The sequence below is a fragment of the Nocardia flavorosea NBRC 108225 genome (genome assembly GCF_001613385.1).
Taxonomy (GTDB): domain Bacteria; phylum Actinomycetota; class Actinomycetes; order Mycobacteriales; family Mycobacteriaceae; genus Nocardia; species Nocardia flavorosea.
Genome location: NZ_BDCG01000005.1, coordinates 12,369 through 29,059 on the forward strand (window position 1 = coordinate 12,369; position 16,691 = coordinate 29,059).

The window sequence follows — 16,691 nt, forward strand, 5'->3', positions numbered from 1 at the left end:
GGTCCGCGGCCGCGCCCGGTAGTTCGGGCGGTGACCGGGCAGCGCTCGGCCCCGGCTCGATGACCGGGGCGTCGGCGGCAATGGGGCCGGGAATGTGCGCGGCGCAGGTGAACGTAAGATTCGTGCTGGATCAAACCTGTCGGGGCCCCGCCGTCGAGGCCCTGTGTTCCGGCCCCACCCGTGTTCCCGATATCCCGCGGCGTCGACGCGAAAAAGCAGCCGTGGAATGCCCGGATACGCGACCCGGACCGGAGCCCGCGCGCGCCGGCGCGCCAACCTACGAAAGGATCCTGGTAATCCCGTGACTGAGCAGGTCGATACGGTCGCCATCGCCGCCGCACATCCGGATACGCCGCAGCCGTACGCCGAGCTCGGCCTCAAGGACGACGAATACGCCCGGATCCGGGAAATTCTGGGTCGCCGGCCCACCGATGCCGAGCTGGCCATGTATTCGGTGATGTGGAGCGAGCACTGCTCCTACAAATCCTCGAAGGTGCACCTGCGCTATTTCGGGGAGACCACCACCGACGAGATGCGCGCCTCGATGCTTGCGGGTATCGGTGAGAACGCGGGTGTGGTCGATATCGGTGACGGCTGGGCGGTCACCTTCAAGGTGGAGAGTCACAACCATCCCTCGTATGTCGAGCCGTACCAGGGCGCGGCCACGGGGGTCGGCGGAATCGTCCGCGACATCATGGCGATGGGTGCGCGGCCGATCGCGGTCATGGACCAGCTGCGGTTCGGCGCCGCGGATGCCGCGGACACCCGCCGGGTCGTCGACGGTGTGGTGCGCGGTATCGGCGGGTACGGCAACTCGCTCGGACTGCCGAATATCGGTGGCGAGACCGTGTTCGATGCCTCCTACCAGGGCAATCCGCTGGTGAACGCGCTGTGCGCGGGTGCCATGCGGGTGGAAGATCTGCATCTGGCGTTCGCGTCCGGCGCCGGTAACAAGATCATCCTGTTCGGTGCGCGTACCGGCCTCGACGGTATCGGCGGCGTCTCGGTGCTCGCCTCGGACACCTTCTCCGGCGATGAATCCGGTACCGGTCGCAAGAAGCTGCCGAGCGTGCAGGTGGGTGACCCGTTCACCGAAAAAGTCCTCATCGAATGCTGTCTCGAGCTGTACCACGCCGGACTGGTCGTGGGGATCCAGGACCTCGGCGGTGCCGGACTGGCCTGCGCGACCTCCGAGCTTGCCGCCGCCGGTGACGGCGGAATGCGGATCGAGCTCGACCGGGTGCCGCTGCGGGCCGCCGATATGACCCCGGCCGAAATCCTGTCCAGCGAATCGCAGGAACGGATGTGCGCGGTCGTCACGCCGGAGAACGTCGATGCGTTCCTCGCGGTCTGCGCCAAATGGGATGTGCTCGCCACCGTAATCGGTGAGGTCACCGACGGTGAGCGGCTCGAAATCAGCTGGTACGGGGAAACCGTGCTGGATGTTCCGCCACGCACTGTGGCGCACGAAGGTCCGGTGTACGAGCGCCCCGTCCAGCGCCCCGGCACCCAGGACGCCCTCAACGCCGACACCCCCGACAACCTGCCCCGGCCGAAAACCGCCGAGGAACTGCGCGACACCCTGCTGAAGATGGTGTCGAGCCCGCAGCTCTGCAGCCGCCGCTGGATCACCGAACAGTACGACCGCTACGTCCGGGGTAACACAGTCCTCGCCGAATACGCCGACGCCGGCGTGATCCGGGTGGACGAGGGAACCGGGCGCGGTATCGCGCTGGCCACCGACGCCAACGGCCACTACACCAAGCTCGACCCCTACACCGGCGCGCGGCTGGCGCTGGCCGAGGCGTACCGCAATGTCGCCACCACCGGCGCCACCCCGAAGGCCGTCACCAACTGCCTGAACTTCGGGTCGCCGGAGGATCCCGGCGTGATGTGGCAGTTCCAGCAGGCCGTACGCGGACTCGCCGACGGCTGCGCCGAACTCGGCATCCCGGTGACCGGTGGCAATGTCAGCTTCTACAACCAGACCGGAGAGAACGCCATCCTGCCGACCCCCGTGGTGGGTGTGCTCGGTGTGATCGACGATGTGCACCGGCGTATTCCGACCGGCCTCGGCCTGGAGCCGGGGGAGACCCTGATCCTGCTGGGCGATACGCGGGACGAATTCGGTGGCTCGGTCTGGGCGCAGGTCGCACACGATCACCTGGGCGGATTGCCGCCGCAGGTGGATCTCGCCCGGGAGAAGCTGCTGGCGGAGGTGCTCACCGCCGGGTCCCGCGACGGCATGATCAGCGCCGCCCACGATCTGTCCGAGGGCGGTCTGGCCCAGGCCGTGGTCGAAGCCGCGCTGGCCGGCGAGACCGGCTGCCGCATCCTGCTGCCGGAGGATGCCGACCCGTTCGTCGCGCTGTTCTCCGAATCGGCGGGCCGGGTACTGGTCGCGGTGCCGCGGTCGGAGGAGACCCGGTTCACCCGGATGTGCACCGCCCGCGAACTGCCGTGGGTGCGGATCGGTGTGGTGGACCAGGGCTCGGATTCGATCGAGGTCCAGGGCCAGTTCTCCGTACCGATGACCGAACTCCGCGCCGCCTACGAGGGCACGCTACCGGCCCTTTTCGGCGGCCACGCCTGATTCCGGGGCGGGCGTGCCACGCCGGAGGTGACCCGGGCCACCTGCCGGTACCGGTTACGCCCGCCATACTGGATAAGTGCTGGAGACCGCGAACACAGTGACCCGATTGCGGTCGCGCTGTATCGCGATGATCGAGCGCACCGAGCGGATCGTCGACCTGAACTATGTGGGTCTGGTGGTCGCGACGGTGTTCTTCGCGCTCTCGATGACGCCGTCGCTGCTGCCGCGCGACTGGATGTTCCAGGGCCTGATCAGCGGGATCAACGCGGCCATCGGCTACGGCGTGGGGTGCCTGCTCGAATGGCTTTTCCGGTTGTGGATCCGGCCCCGGCTCACCCGGATTCCCGCCCCGCCCCGCTGGACTCGGTACGCGCTGAAATCCGCGGTATTGCTGAGTGCCGCGCTGGGGGCGGCCTACATGCTCGTCCAATCGGCGCACTGGCAGCGGGAAATTGCGGCATTGATGGGGATGGAAGGCACCACGACCCCGGCGTATCTACGGACCGGCGGGTTGAGCCTGGCCATCGGCATCCTCGTCGTCGCCGGGTATCGCACCGTGCGCGAACTCATCCTGTTCTTCGCCCGGCAGTTGAACCGCTGGGTGCGGATACCGCGGGAACTGGCGCCCGCGGCCGGCGCGCTGGTGCTGGTTCTGCTGGTGGTGACCCTGTTCAACGGTGTGGCCACCCGTGCCTTCTTCGCCGTCGCCAATTCCGCGTTCAGCGTCCGTAACGACACCACCTCCGACTACGCGATCCCACCGCGGCTGCCGGAACGGTCCGGCAGCCCGGATTCACTGGCGGCGTGGGACACCCTCGGCTTCGAGGGCCGCTGGTTCGTATCGCACGGCCCGAGCGCGGAGCGGATCTCCTGGGTCACCGGCCGGCCGGCCCGCGAACCGATCCGCGCCTATATCGGACTCGAATCCGTCGCCGATACCGAGCGGACCCAGGCCGAACTCGCCGTCGCGGAACTGGAACGAACCGGTGCCTTCGATCGCGAGGTGCTGGTCGTGGTCACCACCACCGGTACGGGCTGGGTCAATTCCATGGCGGCCAACGCGATCGAGTACATGTACGGCGGCGATACCGCCATCGTGGCCAGTCAGTATTCGTATCTGCCCAGCGCACTGTCCTTCCTGGCCGACCGCGGCAAGGCTGCCGCCGCGGGCCGCGAATTGTTCGATGCGGTGTACGAAAGGACCCGCGCCCGCGCGCCCGAAGACCGCCCGAAACTGCTGGTGTACGGGGAAAGTCTCGGTTCGCAAGGTTCGGAGGCCGCGTTCGACGGACTGGCCGATCTGCGCGCGAAAGTCGACGGTGCGCTCTGGGTCGGCCCGCCCAACTCCAACCGGCTGTGGCAGCAATTCGTCAGCCGCCGCGACCCGGGCTCGCCGGAGACACGGCCGGTGTACGCCGACGGACTGGTGATCCGGTTCGCCACCGATGCCGCCGATCTCGGCCGCCCGGGCCCGGAATGGCGGGCCCCGCGAATCGCCTATCTGCAACACGCCTCCGATCCGATCGTCTGGTGGTCGACGGATCTCCTCTTCAGCCGTCCGGACTGGCTGTCCGAACCGCGCGGTGTGGATGTCTCCCCGCGGATGCGCTGGGCGCCGCTGGTCACGTTCTGGCAGGTCTCCGCGGATCTCACGAACGCACAGGGCGTCCGGGACGGGCATGGGCACCGGTACGGGAGCCTCGTCATGGACGCTTGGTCCGCGATCACCCACCCGCCGGGCTGGAACCCCGAACTGGCCGAACGCGTCAGGCTCGAGATCGAGGCATACGAGGCCTATGAGCGGGAGGTGAAATGATCATCCGGGTCGTCGCCGCGGTGGCCGCGCCGCTGGTGTGGAACAACTGGCTGTTGCCGCGGCTCGCACTGGACCGCCGCGGCCGCACCGCCGCCGGTGCCCTTGCGGCGACCGGATACGCAATCACGTTGCGCGGCCGCCCGAATTGGTTCTCCGCCCGCGGAGCCGGCGTCGGGATCGGCTGTGCCGCGCTGGTCGCGGCCGGGTATGCGGCAGCGTTCGCGGTACCTGCCGTGCGTCGCTCGCTCTCGGGGCCGGGGGACCGCGCGGCGGATGTGGGCACGGTGGAGTGGATCGCGGTGCATATCCCGCTCGGCACCGTCTACACCGAGGAACTGATCTTCCGTGCCACCCTGGAGCCGTTGCTGGACGAACAATTCGGTGTCCGTGCCGGAACAGCCCTCGGCAGCGCGGCTTTCGGGTTGTGGCATATCCACCCGGCCCGCGCCGCAGGGGACAGCGTGCTCGGCACGGTGGTTGTCACCGGTGCCGCCGGGTTCGTGTTCGGCACGCTGCGACGGTGGACGGGCAGTGCCACCGCGCCCGCCTTGCTGCATTGGACAGTGAATGCGGGCGGGGCCCTGTTCGCCCGGCTCGGCTCCGTTCGCGCGGCGCCGGTTTCGCCGGTTTCCGGTGGGCGCGGACGTCGCGAAAGTGACACACTTCGCCGGTGAGGTTGATCGACAGCGACGGATACGGTGTGGAGCTCACTGTTGCCGGATATCAGTTTCCGGACCATATCGATCCGCGAATCAGGTACAGCTGGCTGATAATCGCCGGCACCGCGAACTGCCCCGAGGGGAACTGGGCCTTCCGCTGGCAGGCACTGACGCTCGACGATGCGGTCGAACTGGCCGAATGGCTACGTCGTATTGCCGTCGCAGCCGAACCCGGCGGCGACCCGCTACCCGGGCCCGCACGCCTCGAGTTCACCGAACCCAATCTGAGCTTCACCGCCGTATCCATGGCCGATGCGGTGGAATTGCGGATCGGCCTCGACCTCGAATTCTCCCCGCCGTGGAACCGGCGCGTGACGGCAGGCGAGCCCAGCGTGATCACGGCGCGGCTCGGCGCGGCGGAGCTGACGACCGCGGCCGAGGACCTCGGTGCCGAATTGGGCAGTTATCTGCCGCCCGGTGGCCGCTTGCTCGGCCGCGTCCGCTGATTCGTGACCGGGTTGCGCCGGGAGTGCTACACCGGGTGATATCGCCCACGTTGCGCCCGGCCGTCCACGAGGCTTATGGGTGATCACCCTGATATATCCCTCGGGTAGCTCGCCCCGGCGAGGGAACCGTTCCGGATCACCCGGCCGTACCGCACCGTTTGTGCAGGTGAAAGGCAGGTTAACTGGGTGGGTCCGGTTATCGGCGCCTGGTTGCCCATGCGCGAGGCGGAGTTGCTGACAGCGCGGTTCGACCGGTCGACCGCGCTTGCTGCCGGGGTGCTGATCCGGTGCCGCTTCCGGTACGTGCACCCGTAGAATGTCGGTTGCCCCCACACCCGCCCGACCAGGGAGCGCACGGTGACCCTCGCCGATCGATCGGCCCTCAGCAACCCCACCGCAACCGACGAGACGGAGAACCCGCCTCGTGAGGAATGCGGAGTCTTCGGAGTCTGGGCTCCGGGGGAGGACGTGGCCAAACTCACCTACTACGGCCTGTACGCGTTGCAACACCGCGGTCAGGAGGCGGCGGGTATCGCGGTCTCCGACGGTTCGCAGGTTCTGGTTTTCAAGGATCTCGGGCTGGTGAGCCAGGTCTTCGACGAGCAAACCCTCGCCGCCATGCCCGGACATGTGGCCATCGGCCACTGCCGGTACTCGACCACCGGTGCCACCACCTGGGAGAACGCGCAACCGATCTTCCGGACCACCGCCGTCGGTTCCGGGCTCGCGCTCGGCCACAACGGCAATCTCGTCAACACCGCCGAATTGGCCGAGCGAGCCCGTGAACTCGGCCTGGTCGGCGGCCCCGGCCGCCCCGGTGCGGTCTCGGCCACCTCCGATTCCGATGTGATGACCGCCCTGCTGGCCCATGCCGCCGCCGATTCGAGTATCGAACAGGCCGCCATGGAGTTGCTGCCCACCGTGCGCGGCGCGTTCTGCCTGACCTTCATGGACGAGCACACCCTCTATGCCGCCCGCGACCCGCACGGAGTGCGCCCGCTGGTGCTCGGCCGGCTCGACCGCGGCTGGGTGGTCGCCAGCGAAACCGCCGCCCTCGATATCGTCGGAGCCTCCTTCGTCCGCGAGATCGAGCCCGGGGAACTGCTGGCCATCGACGCCGATGGCGTGCGGTCGCTGCGTTTCGCCAACCCCGAACCCAAGGGGTGCGTATTCGAATACGTTTATCTGGCCCGCCCGGACAGCGCTATCGCCGGCCGTTCCGTCCACGCGACGCGGGTCGAGATCGGTCGCCGCCTCGCTGGTGAGCATCCCGTCGATGCCGACCTGGTGATACCCGTCCCCGAGTCCGGTACACCGGCCGCGGTGGGCTACGCCCAGGGCTCCGGTGTGCCCTACGGGCAGGGCCTGATGAAGAACGCCTATGTCGGCCGCACCTTCATCCAGCCCAGCCAGACCATCCGGCAGCTCGGAATCCGGCTGAAACTCAACCCCTTGCGTGAGGTGATCCGGGGTAAGCGGCTGATCGTGGTCGACGATTCCATCGTCCGCGGCAATACCCAGCGCGCGCTGATCCGGATGCTGCGCGAAGCGGGCGCGCTCGAAATCCATGTCCGGATCGCTTCGCCGCCGGTGAAGTGGCCGTGCTTCTACGGAATCGACTTCGCTTCCCGTGCGGAACTCGTCGCCAACAACGCCGGTACCGACCCGGACGGCCCCACCGGTACGGCCGCCGACCCGGCGGCACTGCACGAGATGGTCGAGGGCGTACGCCGGTCCATCGGCGCCGACACCCTGGGTTACATCTCGCTCGACGGTATGATCGCCGCCACCGAACAGCCCAGCTCCCGGCTGTGTGCCGCATGTTTCGACGGCCACTACCCGATCCCGTTGCCCACCGAAGCCTCCATCGGCAAGAACCTCCTGGAATTCGGCGGCCGCTCGCCGAGCCTGCTCACCGAAAACGCCAACGCCAGCGCCCTCAGCCGGCCGTGACACGGGTGCCGCCGCGGGCGGCGCGGAGTTCGGCCCGAAAGCAAACATAGGGGTAGCACCCCGCGCGCCGGAGCCGCGCCATAGACTCAGACCAGGCAAATTATCCGCGGATTCGGTTTGGAGCTTCCCCCGACAATGACTGAGCAGAACGCTACCGGTGCCGGTGCCTCCTATGCCGAAGCAGGCGTGGACATCGAGGCCGGTGACCGGGCCGTCGAGTTGTTCGCCCCGCTGGCGCGTAAGGCCACCCGCCCCGAGGTGCAGGGCGGACTGGGTGGTTTCGCCGGGCTGTTCGCGCTGAAGAAGAATTATCGGGAGCCCCTTCTCGCGTCGTCCACCGACGGTGTCGGCACCAAGATCGCGGTCGCGCAGGCCATGGACAAACACGACACCGTGGGCCTGGACCTGGTGGCGATGGTCGTCGACGACCTGGTGGTATGCGGCGCCGAGCCGCTGTTCCTGCAGGATTACATCGCCGTCGGCAAGGTGGTGCCGGAACGCGTCGCCGAACTGGTCTCCGGTATCGCCGAGGGGTGTGTGCGCGCCGGATGCGCATTGCTGGGCGGGGAAACCGCCGAACACCCCGGGATGATGGGTGCTCAGGATTACGATCTGTCGGCCACCGGCGTCGGTGTGGTGGAAGCCGATGAGCTACTCGGCCCGGACCGGGTACGCCCCGGTGATGTGGTGATCGCCATGGGATCGTCCGGTCTGCATTCCAACGGCTACAGCCTGGCCCGCAAGGTGATGCTGGAGATCGACCGGATGGCGTTGAGCGGGCATGTGGAGGAGTTCGGCCGCACCCTCGGTGAAGAACTGCTGGAACCGACCCGGATCTATGCCAAGGACTGCCTGGCGCTGATCGCCGAGACCGATGTCCGCACCTTCGCACATATCACCGGCGGTGGTCTGGCGGCCAACTTGGCGCGGGTGCTACCGGCCGGGCTGGTGGCCGAACTGGATCGTGGGTCGTGGAGCCCGGCACCGGTGTTCAAGATGATCGCGCAACGGGGCCGGGTGGATCGCGCCGAGATGGAGAAGACGTTCAATATGGGCGTCGGAATGGTGGCCGTGGTGGCTCCCGAGGATGTCGATCGGGCGCTGGCCGTACTCACCGCCCGCCATATCGAATGCTGGACACTGGGCACGGTGAAGAAGGCCAAGGACGCCGATGCACCGCGTACGGTTCTCGTGGGCGACCATCCCCGTTTCTGAACCGGGCCTGTAGCCGGGGGCGAGCAAGCGAGCCCGCTTGCACCCGCTCCTGCGGTCGGCCGCGGTTGGTGGGGCCGATCGGCCGGCCTCGGGAGTAGCGCGCGGTCGGCTCCGGGCTCGGCGACTGGTGGTCCGGCCCGCGGTGATCGAGACCGGCACCGGTACGCGGCCGGCCGCGGCGGGTGTGATTGCCCGGCCGAACGAGCGTGCGGCCGGGCGCAGCCCGGTCTACTCCGAATCAGTGGCGGATTCTTGATGATCCGAGATCGCCGCTTCGGAGTCCGGCAGGATCAGGGTCGAGCAGGGCGCTCGATGGACCGGATTGCCCAGGGACCGCCGGACACGAAGCCGAATCAGCAGCGCCGCTCGGCCGAAACCTGAACCCTACGGGGCGCTGCAATCGGACAGTGCGCCCATCGGTTTGCGGGACTAAGCGACCCTTCGCGGGACAGCGGTCGCTCCCACTATGGAGAGAATGAACTGGCGGCCCGTCGGCGCGGCCCACCTGCTCACACATTGTTCCGATTCGGCGCTGCCGATAGGTACCGTTCGGACCGACTCGCCGGTTCACGTCATCCACCGCCCGGAAAACCCGGCGGGGAACGGCGCGAACCGGCGTCAACGGCCAAAGGGGAGGCCTATCGGCCTCCCCCCGAACGTTTTACCTGATCAGCGGCGCCAGTCGTCGTAGTTGTCGTCCTCGTCCCATTTGGACAAGGAGTCGTCCGCGTCGTGCTCATCCGACAGGACTCCGCCACGGCGGGCGTTGTCACTACCGGAAAGCTCGCGCTGAAGGCTCGCCAAATCAGTCGTCGGCGAGCTGTACTTCAGCTCGCGAGCGACCTTGGTCTGCTTTGCCTTAGCCCGGCCACGGCCCATGGCTGACCCCCTCGCGTCACAGCGGGGCGGCCTGGGGATTGGTGGCGGCCCCGTTCGAATTAATATCTTCCTGACAGACACTTTAGCGCGTGTCCGGCGGTTGCGCCTCCATGAGTCCGCTATCGGGTGTATCAACCGACCGGTTTGCCGATGTTTCGCTGCTCAGTCGCTAGTCGGAATCACCTCGGGTATGGCGCGTATCACACCCACGCGGCTGCCTCCCCCGAATACCGGGGGCGCGGCGAGCTCGGCCAATTCCGCCGACCACGCGACCCCCATGCGCTGCAGAATTGCCATGGTCAGCGGGATTCTTGCCCGGTCGGCGCCGTCGTCGATCTTGTACGCGAAGGCGCTGCCATCCGGTAACGCACCCGCGTGCACACCGTCGGCACCGATCTTGCAGAGCAGTCCGGGCACCGCGCGCATGGCCAGCAGATCGGGTCCGTTGGTGCCCGAGATCACCCATGGCCGGTCGCGTAGGACCTCGGCGATCCGGCGTTCCGGGGTACCCGGAGCCGAGGTGGCCAGCGTCGTGAACGCGCGTGCGAGGTTGACCAGCGCGACCGGGACGATGGGCAGGCCGCACCCGTCGATCCCGAGATCCGTTTCCGGTTCGCCGGTCATCGCGATCACCTCGGCCACGACCGCCTGTTGCAGCGGATGGCCGGGTTCGGTGTAGCCGGCGGTCGGCCACCCGTTCAGGACACAGGTCGCCAGCATGGCGGCATGTTTTCCGGAGCAGTTCATAAAACGTTTCGCGGGGCCGTCACCACGGTGGATCATCCCGGCGCGGGCCTTCTCGTCCATCGGCAGGTCGGGCGGGCAGGCCAGGTCGTCCTCGGCGAAACCGTAGCGCTCCAGGAGACGTTCGACCAGCCGGATATGTTCCGGCTCGCCGGTATGCGAGGCGCCGGCGATGGCGAGCTCGTCCTCGTCGATCGGGTCGAAGCCGAGTTTCAGCAGGGTGAGCGCCTGCAACGGTTTGTTGGTGGAACGCGGGTAGATCGGCACGTGTACGGAACCGGCTTCGAACGTCGGTTCACCGTCCGGGCCGATGATCACCACCGAACCGCGGTGCACGCATTCGCGAAAACCGGAGCGCACTACCTCCACCAGATCGACGCTCATGCGTTGTCCTCCGAAAGTGAGTGGCCACCGCGTTCCGGGGACACCCGCACTGCCGTCGACAGGCCCCGTCCGTTCATACGGTTGCCTCGGTTTCTCCGGCCGGAAGACGGAGTGCGGCCAAAGCTTTTTCCGGGGCGGCCGTCGCGAGCGCGACGGGACTGCCCGGGACCGGGTCCGGCGGCGCGGCGGCGCCTCGCGTGGCGGGCGATCTGGGCGCGGCAATGGCCGAAGGTGGCGCAGGGGACGCGCGGTCCGCTGACCTCGAGCACCGCCTCGCCGACGGTGCAGCGCGCGCCGATGACGGCATCGCTGAGCGGGAGTCCGGCGATCCGCAGGTTCTCCCCGAACCAGCCGACGGGTAGTTCCCGGCCGAGTTCGGCGGACCAGTTGGCCGCGTCTTCGTCGGCGTACCCGTAGACGGCCTGGTGTACGCCGTCGTGGTCTCTCGTATTGCAGACGTGGTCGCCGGCGAGGCCGAGGCGCTGCGCCCGGACCCGCCCGGTGACGGGGCGTTTATCGATTGCGCTGCGCCCGACTCGGCCCGGCACCGTCAGCTCGGCGTGGACGACGCAGACGGCCAGTACCCGGCCGGTGTGCCCAACCCGCATCCGCGCTCCTCTCGGATCGTCGTGCTCGATATGCGGCGGGTCAGCGCCCACGGAGCCGTTCGATGGCCTGGCGGCCGGGCTGAGGGCTGTCGTCGGCGACCACCGAATCGGGGTCGACGGCCGCGGCGGTATCGCCCACGGTGAGCTGGGTATCGACCGGGATGTTCCGTTTGATCAGTGCGAGCGCGACGGGGCCCAGTTCGTAGTGGTCGATCACGGTGCCGAGCACACCGACCGTCCGGCCGCCCGCGGTGATCGGGTCGCCGGGGGCGGGGCGTTCGACGGCGGAGCCGTCGAGATGCAGCAGGACCAGCCGCCGCGGTGGTTTACCGAGATTGTGGACGCGGGCCACGGTCTCCTGGCCGCGGTAGCAGCCTTTCTCGAGATGCACGGCGCCGTACTCGTCGGGCGCGCCGATCCAGTTCACCTCGTGCGGGATGGTGCGGTCGTCGGTGTCCACACCGATCCTGGGGCGCGCCGCGGCGACACGGAGGGCCTCGTAGGCCCAGGAACCGGCCGGTTGCGCACCGGCGGCGGTGAGTTCGGTCCAGTACGTCATCAGCTGGTCACGGGGGACCACGAGATCGAAGGAATCCGCCGTGGGCCAGGGCATCCGGCGCAGGAAACCGCCCCCCGGCAGCGGTAGCGCCTCGTAGGTTTCGGGTAGCCGGTCCACCCCCAGGGCGGCCGTCGCGGTGTGCGCAAGGGGGCCGAGCAGGCTCAGAACCGCGTAGTCCGGCTCCGCCTGCGGTTTGGCATCGGCCCAGAAGACCATTTTGGTGAGGAAGTCCAGCAGGGCCGGGCCGCGGTCGGCCTCGGTATCGATCCACACCGTGCCGGCGAGCTCGGTGAGGACGAAATGATGCTGCACCCGGCCGTTGAGGTCGAGGTCGAGGTTCTCCGCGCTGCGTCCGTCGGCCAGTTCGGCGATGTGCTGGCTGGTGACGGTATGCAGCCAGGTCAGCCGCTCGGCGCCGGTGATGGAGAAGACGAAGCGGTGCGACCGGTCCACGAGCGCGAGCCGTTCGTTCGCGGCGCGCTGTTCGCCGAGTGGGTCGCCGTAATGCCAGGGGACCGGGGCGTCCGGGGAACCGGGCACAGCGGCTACGGCTCCCGGTACAGCGAGGACAGGGCTGGGTGCGGCGACCACGGACACGGCTCCACTCTAGGAGCAAAACCCGCCGGCGCGCACGGTCGGGGTGTCAACCAGGGGTTTCGGGCGGGTCCCGATCCGGGTGCACCGGTACCAGCGGCAGCCGGCGGGCGATTTCCGGGGCGCGGCTGCCGGAGGCGTCGACCCGGCCCGCGGCCACTGCGGCCGGGAAATCCAGGAGTCCGGTCGCCAGCAACAACCAGGTCCGCGGATCGGTCTCCACGATATTGGGCGGGGTGCCGCGGGTATGCCGCGGACCTTCCACGCATTGGACCGCGACGAACGGCGGCACCCGGACCTCCACCGAATGCCCCGGTGCTGCGGCGGCCAGCGTGCGGGCGGTACCGCGGACCGCGGCGGCCAGTTCCGTGCGCGCCGGGGCCGGGGAGTTTTCGTCGAGCAGCCATGCGCGCACCGCGATCACCGCCGAGCGCACCTCGGCCGGGTCGATCTCCGTCCGTCGAGCCATGATCAGACTTTAACGAGCGCCGAAATCCCGGCCGAAACGCCGGATCGCCATGCGCAGAAGTGGCGTGCTCGAGACATCGGACGGCCGGTATTGCCAGTACTGTCGATGTTTGCGACCCTCACGCGGCCCGGTGTTGGCCTACGCTCATGCGCATGGTGGATCGAGTACTTGTAACACTCGACGGTGAAGTCCGCGACGCGGACCAGCCGTTGTTGTATGCCGATGATCTCGGCACGTTGCGCGGTGACGGAATTTTCGAGACGGCGCTGGTCCGCGGTGGCACGGTTTGCGCGCTCGATTTCCATCTGGCCAGGTTGCGTCGTTCCGCGCAGGCACTCGATCTACCCGAGCCCGACCTCGCGCGCTGGCGGGAAGCGATGGAGACCGCGGCAAAGGAATGGGGAGCCGAGGCCGAGGGGGTTATGCGGCTGGTGCTGACCCGCGGCCGGGAAAGCGAATCGGGCGGCCCCAAATCGGCTGTGCGCTCGGGGGAACTGTCCGAGGCCGTTCCGGTCCCGACGACCTACGTCATGGTCACGGGGGTACCGGAACGGGTGGCGGCGGCCAGAAACGAGGGTGTCGCGGTGGTGACACTGACCCGCGGTATCTCGGTCGATCTCGCACAGGCCGCCCCCTGGCAGTTGCTCGGCGCGAAAACCCTTTCCTACGCGACCAATATGGCTGCGCTGCGGTTCGCCGCCCGGATGGGTGCCGACGATGTCATCTTCACGAGTACGGAGCACCGGGTGCTCGAAGGGCCGCGTTCGACCGTGATGATCGTGCGGGACAAGCAGCTCATCACTCCGCCGGCCAAGCACGGGGTGCTGCCGGGGATAACTCAGCGGGCGCTGTACGCGGAAGCGGAACGCAACGGTTACGACTGCCGTTACGAGCCGCTGTTCAGTGCCGACCTGTTCGACTGCGACAGTATCTGGATGCTCAGCAGTGTGACGCTGGCGGCGCGGGTCAACTCGCTGGACGGGGTACGGCTGTCGGCGACGGATTCGGCGACCGAGATCGTCGAGATGGTGGACCGGGGGATCGAACGAGCCGGGACGATCGCGGACTGGTGAGTTGTGCGGCCCGGGTCACCGGGCTGTTATGAGTTGTGGCGGAATCGTCGGTTATTCGGTGTCGGCGGACACATTGATCCGCCCGAAACGGCGCGTAATCTTGTACTACGACACGTCGTAGTAACAGGAGGCTCGTGTGGATGCCCTGGATGTCTCGCGATGGCAGTTCGGCATCACGACCGTCTACCACTTCTTGTTCGTTCCCCTGACGATCGGCCTGGCGCCACTGGTCGCCGGGATGCAGACCGCCTGGGTCATCACCGGTAAAGATCACTGGTACCGGCTGACAAAATTCTTCGGGAAACTGTTCCTGATCAACTTCGCTCTCGGGGTCGCCACCGGGATCGTGCAGGAATTCCAGTTCGGAATGAACTGGAGCGAATACTCCCGTTTCGTCGGGGACGTATTCGGGGCGCCCCTGGCCCTCGAAGGGCTGGTGGCCTTCTTCATGGAATCCACCTTCATCGGGCTGTGGATATTCGGCTGGTCCCGGTTACCGAAACTCGTACATCTGGCCACCATCTGGATGGTGGCGATCGGCGTCAACGCCTCCGCGTACTTCATCATCGCCGCCAACTCGTTCATGCAGCACCCGGTCGGCGCCAGATACAACCCGGAAACGGGCCGCGCCGAGCTGACCAGCATCGTCGAACTGCTCACCAACAACACTGCCCTGGCCGCGTTCCCGCACGTGGTAGCGGGCTCGTTCCTCACCGCCGCCACCTTCGTGGCCGGGATCGCCGGCTGGTGGATGGTGCGCAACGCGCGCAGCGGTGACGCGGGCAAACTGGCCGAGGCACGCACCATGTGGCGTCCGGTGGCGCGGGTCTCCCTGCTGATCGCGGTGGTCGCCGGGGCCGCCCTGGTCTACACCGGCGACGTCCAGGGCAAACTCATGTTCGAGCAGCAGCCCATGAAGATGGCGTCGGCGGAATCGCTGTGCCATACCGCCCTCGACCCGGATTTCTCGATCCTCACCGTCGGCACCCACAACAACTGCGACAGCGTCACCCATGTGCTCGATGTACCCTTCGTGCTGCCCTGGCTGGCCGAAGGCCAGTTCACCGGCGTGGAACTCGAGGGCGTGGTCGACCTGCAGCAGGCCTACAACGAGAAATTCGGGCCCGGCGACTACCGGCCCAACTTGTTCGTCACCTACTGGTCGTTCCGCGCCATGATCGGCCTCGCCGCCGGATCGGCTCTGCTGGTGTTCGCCGGCTTCTGGATGACCCGCCGCGGCCGCGTACCCGATCAGCGCTGGTACTCGTGGTTGAGTCTGCTCGCCATCCCGACCCCCTTCCTGGCCAATGCGGCCGGGTGGGTGTTCACCGAGATGGGCCGGCAACCCTGGGTTGTGGTGCCCAACCCGACCGGTGACCAGGATCTGCGACTCATGGTCCAGGACGGGGTCTCCGATCACGCGACCGCGACGGTGTGGATCTCGCTGATCACCTTCACCGTCGTCTACGGGCTGCTCGCTGTCGTGTGGTTCTACCTGATGCGCCGCTACGTGCGGGAAGGGCCGGAACGGCCGCCCGAGGATGCGCCCGATTCGGATAAACCTGCCGCCGAGCAGCTTTCGTTCGCCTACTAGGAGCCGGGGATGGAACTGCAGGAATTCTGGTTCGTACTGATCGGGGTGCTCTTCACCGGGTACTTCGTGCTGGAGGGTTTCGATTTCGGGGTCGGGATGCTGATGCCGATACTCGGTAAAGGCTCCGATACCCGGCGGCGCGTGGTACTCAACACCATCGGGCCGGTCTGGGACGGCAACGAGGTCTGGCTGATCACCGCCGGCGGTGCGTTGTTCGCGGCGTTCCCGGAGTGGTACGCGAGCATGTTCTCCGGTTTCTACTTTCCGCTGCTGCTGTTGCTGGTGGCGTTGATCCTGCGGATCTGCGCGATCGAATACCGCGGCAAGATCGACGATCCACGCTGGCGGGCCCGGTGCGACCTCGGTATCGGTATCGGCTCCTGGGTACCTGCGTTGGCGTGGGGCTGGGTTTTCGCCAATATCGTGCGCGGCGTACCGCTCGATGCCGATAAACAGTTCACCGGTGCGATCGCGGGCCTGTTCAGCCCGTACGCTCTCCTGGGCGCCCTCACCACCGGTCTGCTGTTCGCCCTGCACGGCGCGGTCTTCCTGGCGCTCAAAACCGCAGGTGACGTGCGCGCCGACGCAGTGCGCACCGCCCGGCTGCTGCTGGTGCCCGCGGCCGCCGTGGTCGGCGGTTTCGGTCTCTGGACCCAGCTCGCGTACGGGGCGGACTGGACCTGGATCCTGCTGGCGGCCGCGGTATTCGGGCTGCTCGGAGGAGCCGCGGCCCTGTTCGCCGGCCGCGACGGCTGGGCGTTCACCGGTACGGCGCTCACCGTCCTCGCCGCCACCGCGCTGCTGTTCGGCGCCCTGTTCCCGGATGTCCTGCCCTCCACCATCGACCCCGCGTACAACCTCACGGTCGACAACGCCTCGTCCACCCCGTACACGTTGAAGGTCATGAGCTGGGCGGCATTGGCCGTCACCCCGGTGGTCCTCGGTTACCAGGCCTGGACGTACTGGGTGTTCCGCAAACGCATTAGTGTCGAGCACATCCCAGCCGGAATCGGACTTTCCCCACGTGTCGCAAACGAGGAGTGAC

The 16,691-nt window shown here is 67.7% G+C and carries 14 protein-coding genes; 9 read left to right on the top strand and 5 right to left on the bottom strand.

The annotated features are described in order from the left end of the window. The first annotated feature begins 301 nt into the window (after nt 1–301). From purL to purM, 6 genes are all read left to right on the top strand, one after another. Nucleotides 302–2,593: a phosphoribosylformylglycinamidine synthase subunit PurL gene (purL, locus tag NFL01S_RS06475; protein WP_062972539.1), complete on the top strand. Its 2,292-nt coding sequence runs from the start codon at nt 302–304 to the stop codon at nt 2,591–2,593. Nucleotides 2,594–2,669: 76 nt separating this feature from the next. Further along, a complete protein-coding gene (locus NFL01S_RS06480; protein ID WP_062972541.1) occupies nt 2,670–4,409 on the top strand; it encodes an alpha/beta hydrolase in 1,740 nt (579 codons plus the stop codon). Further along, nucleotides 4,406–5,083: a CPBP family intramembrane glutamic endopeptidase gene (locus tag NFL01S_RS06485; protein ID WP_063915878.1), complete on the top strand. Its 678-nt coding sequence runs from the start codon at nt 4,406–4,408 to the stop codon at nt 5,081–5,083. The genes NFL01S_RS06480 and NFL01S_RS06485 overlap by 4 nt, the downstream gene beginning before the upstream one ends. Continuing rightward, a complete protein-coding gene (locus NFL01S_RS06490) occupies nt 5,080–5,574 on the top strand; it encodes a WapI family immunity protein (RefSeq protein ID WP_157116302.1) in 495 nt (164 codons plus the stop codon). Before NFL01S_RS06485 ends, NFL01S_RS06490 begins: the two co-directional genes overlap by 4 nt. A gap of 357 nt (nt 5,575–5,931) precedes the next feature. Next, entirely contained in the window at nt 5,932–7,527 is a 1,596-nt protein-coding gene (gene purF / locus NFL01S_RS06495) for an amidophosphoribosyltransferase (RefSeq protein WP_062972545.1), read from the top strand. A gap of 135 nt (nt 7,528–7,662) precedes the next feature. Continuing rightward, on the top strand, nt 7,663–8,742 hold the full coding sequence (purM, locus tag NFL01S_RS06500; RefSeq protein WP_062972547.1) for a phosphoribosylformylglycinamidine cyclo-ligase: 1,080 nt from the start codon (nt 7,663–7,665) through the stop codon (nt 8,740–8,742). Nucleotides 8,743–9,411: 669 nt separating this feature from the next. Here purM and NFL01S_RS06505 read toward each other — a convergent pair. The 5 genes from NFL01S_RS06505 to NFL01S_RS06525 all read right to left on the bottom strand — a co-directional run bounded on the left by NFL01S_RS06505 (nt 9,412) and on the right by NFL01S_RS06525 (nt 12,979). Next, complete coding sequence (locus tag NFL01S_RS06505; RefSeq protein ID WP_033244090.1) at nt 9,412–9,621, bottom strand: DUF3073 domain-containing protein; 210 nt, start codon at nt 9,619–9,621, stop codon at nt 9,412–9,414. A 162-nt stretch (nt 9,622–9,783) separates the two neighbouring features. Beyond that, a complete protein-coding gene (locus NFL01S_RS06510; protein ID WP_062972549.1) occupies nt 9,784–10,749 on the bottom strand; it encodes an asparaginase in 966 nt (321 codons plus the stop codon). Continuing rightward, nucleotides 10,746–11,357, bottom strand: a complete 612-nt coding sequence (locus tag NFL01S_RS34195; protein ID WP_084492483.1) for an MOSC domain-containing protein — start codon at nt 11,355–11,357, stop codon at nt 10,746–10,748. Before NFL01S_RS34195 ends, NFL01S_RS06510 begins: the two co-directional genes overlap by 4 nt. Nucleotides 11,358–11,397: 40 nt before the next feature. After that, nucleotides 11,398–12,513, bottom strand: a complete 1,116-nt coding sequence (gene ygfZ / locus NFL01S_RS06520) for a CAF17-like 4Fe-4S cluster assembly/insertion protein YgfZ (RefSeq protein ID WP_062972551.1) — start codon at nt 12,511–12,513, stop codon at nt 11,398–11,400. A gap of 46 nt (nt 12,514–12,559) precedes the next feature. Beyond that, a complete protein-coding gene (locus tag NFL01S_RS06525; RefSeq protein ID WP_062972554.1) occupies nt 12,560–12,979 on the bottom strand; it encodes a sterol carrier family protein in 420 nt (139 codons plus the stop codon). 152 nt (nt 12,980–13,131) lie between these two features. Here NFL01S_RS06525 and NFL01S_RS06530 point away from each other — a divergent pair, with 152 nt between their 5' ends. From NFL01S_RS06530 to cydB, 3 genes are all read left to right on the top strand, one after another. Next, nucleotides 13,132–14,052, top strand: a complete 921-nt coding sequence (locus NFL01S_RS06530) for an aminodeoxychorismate lyase (RefSeq protein WP_062972773.1) — start codon at nt 13,132–13,134, stop codon at nt 14,050–14,052. Nucleotides 14,053–14,188: 136 nt separating this feature from the next. Further along, nucleotides 14,189–15,646, top strand: a complete 1,458-nt coding sequence (locus NFL01S_RS06535) for a cytochrome ubiquinol oxidase subunit I (protein WP_062972556.1) — start codon at nt 14,189–14,191, stop codon at nt 15,644–15,646. A 9-nt stretch (nt 15,647–15,655) separates the two neighbouring features. After that, the gene (gene cydB, locus NFL01S_RS06540; protein WP_062972558.1) at nt 15,656–16,690 is read left to right on the top strand and encodes a cytochrome d ubiquinol oxidase subunit II; all 1,035 of its coding nucleotides are present in this window, start codon (nt 15,656–15,658) and stop codon (nt 16,688–16,690) included. Nucleotide 16,691 lies beyond the last annotated feature (1 nt).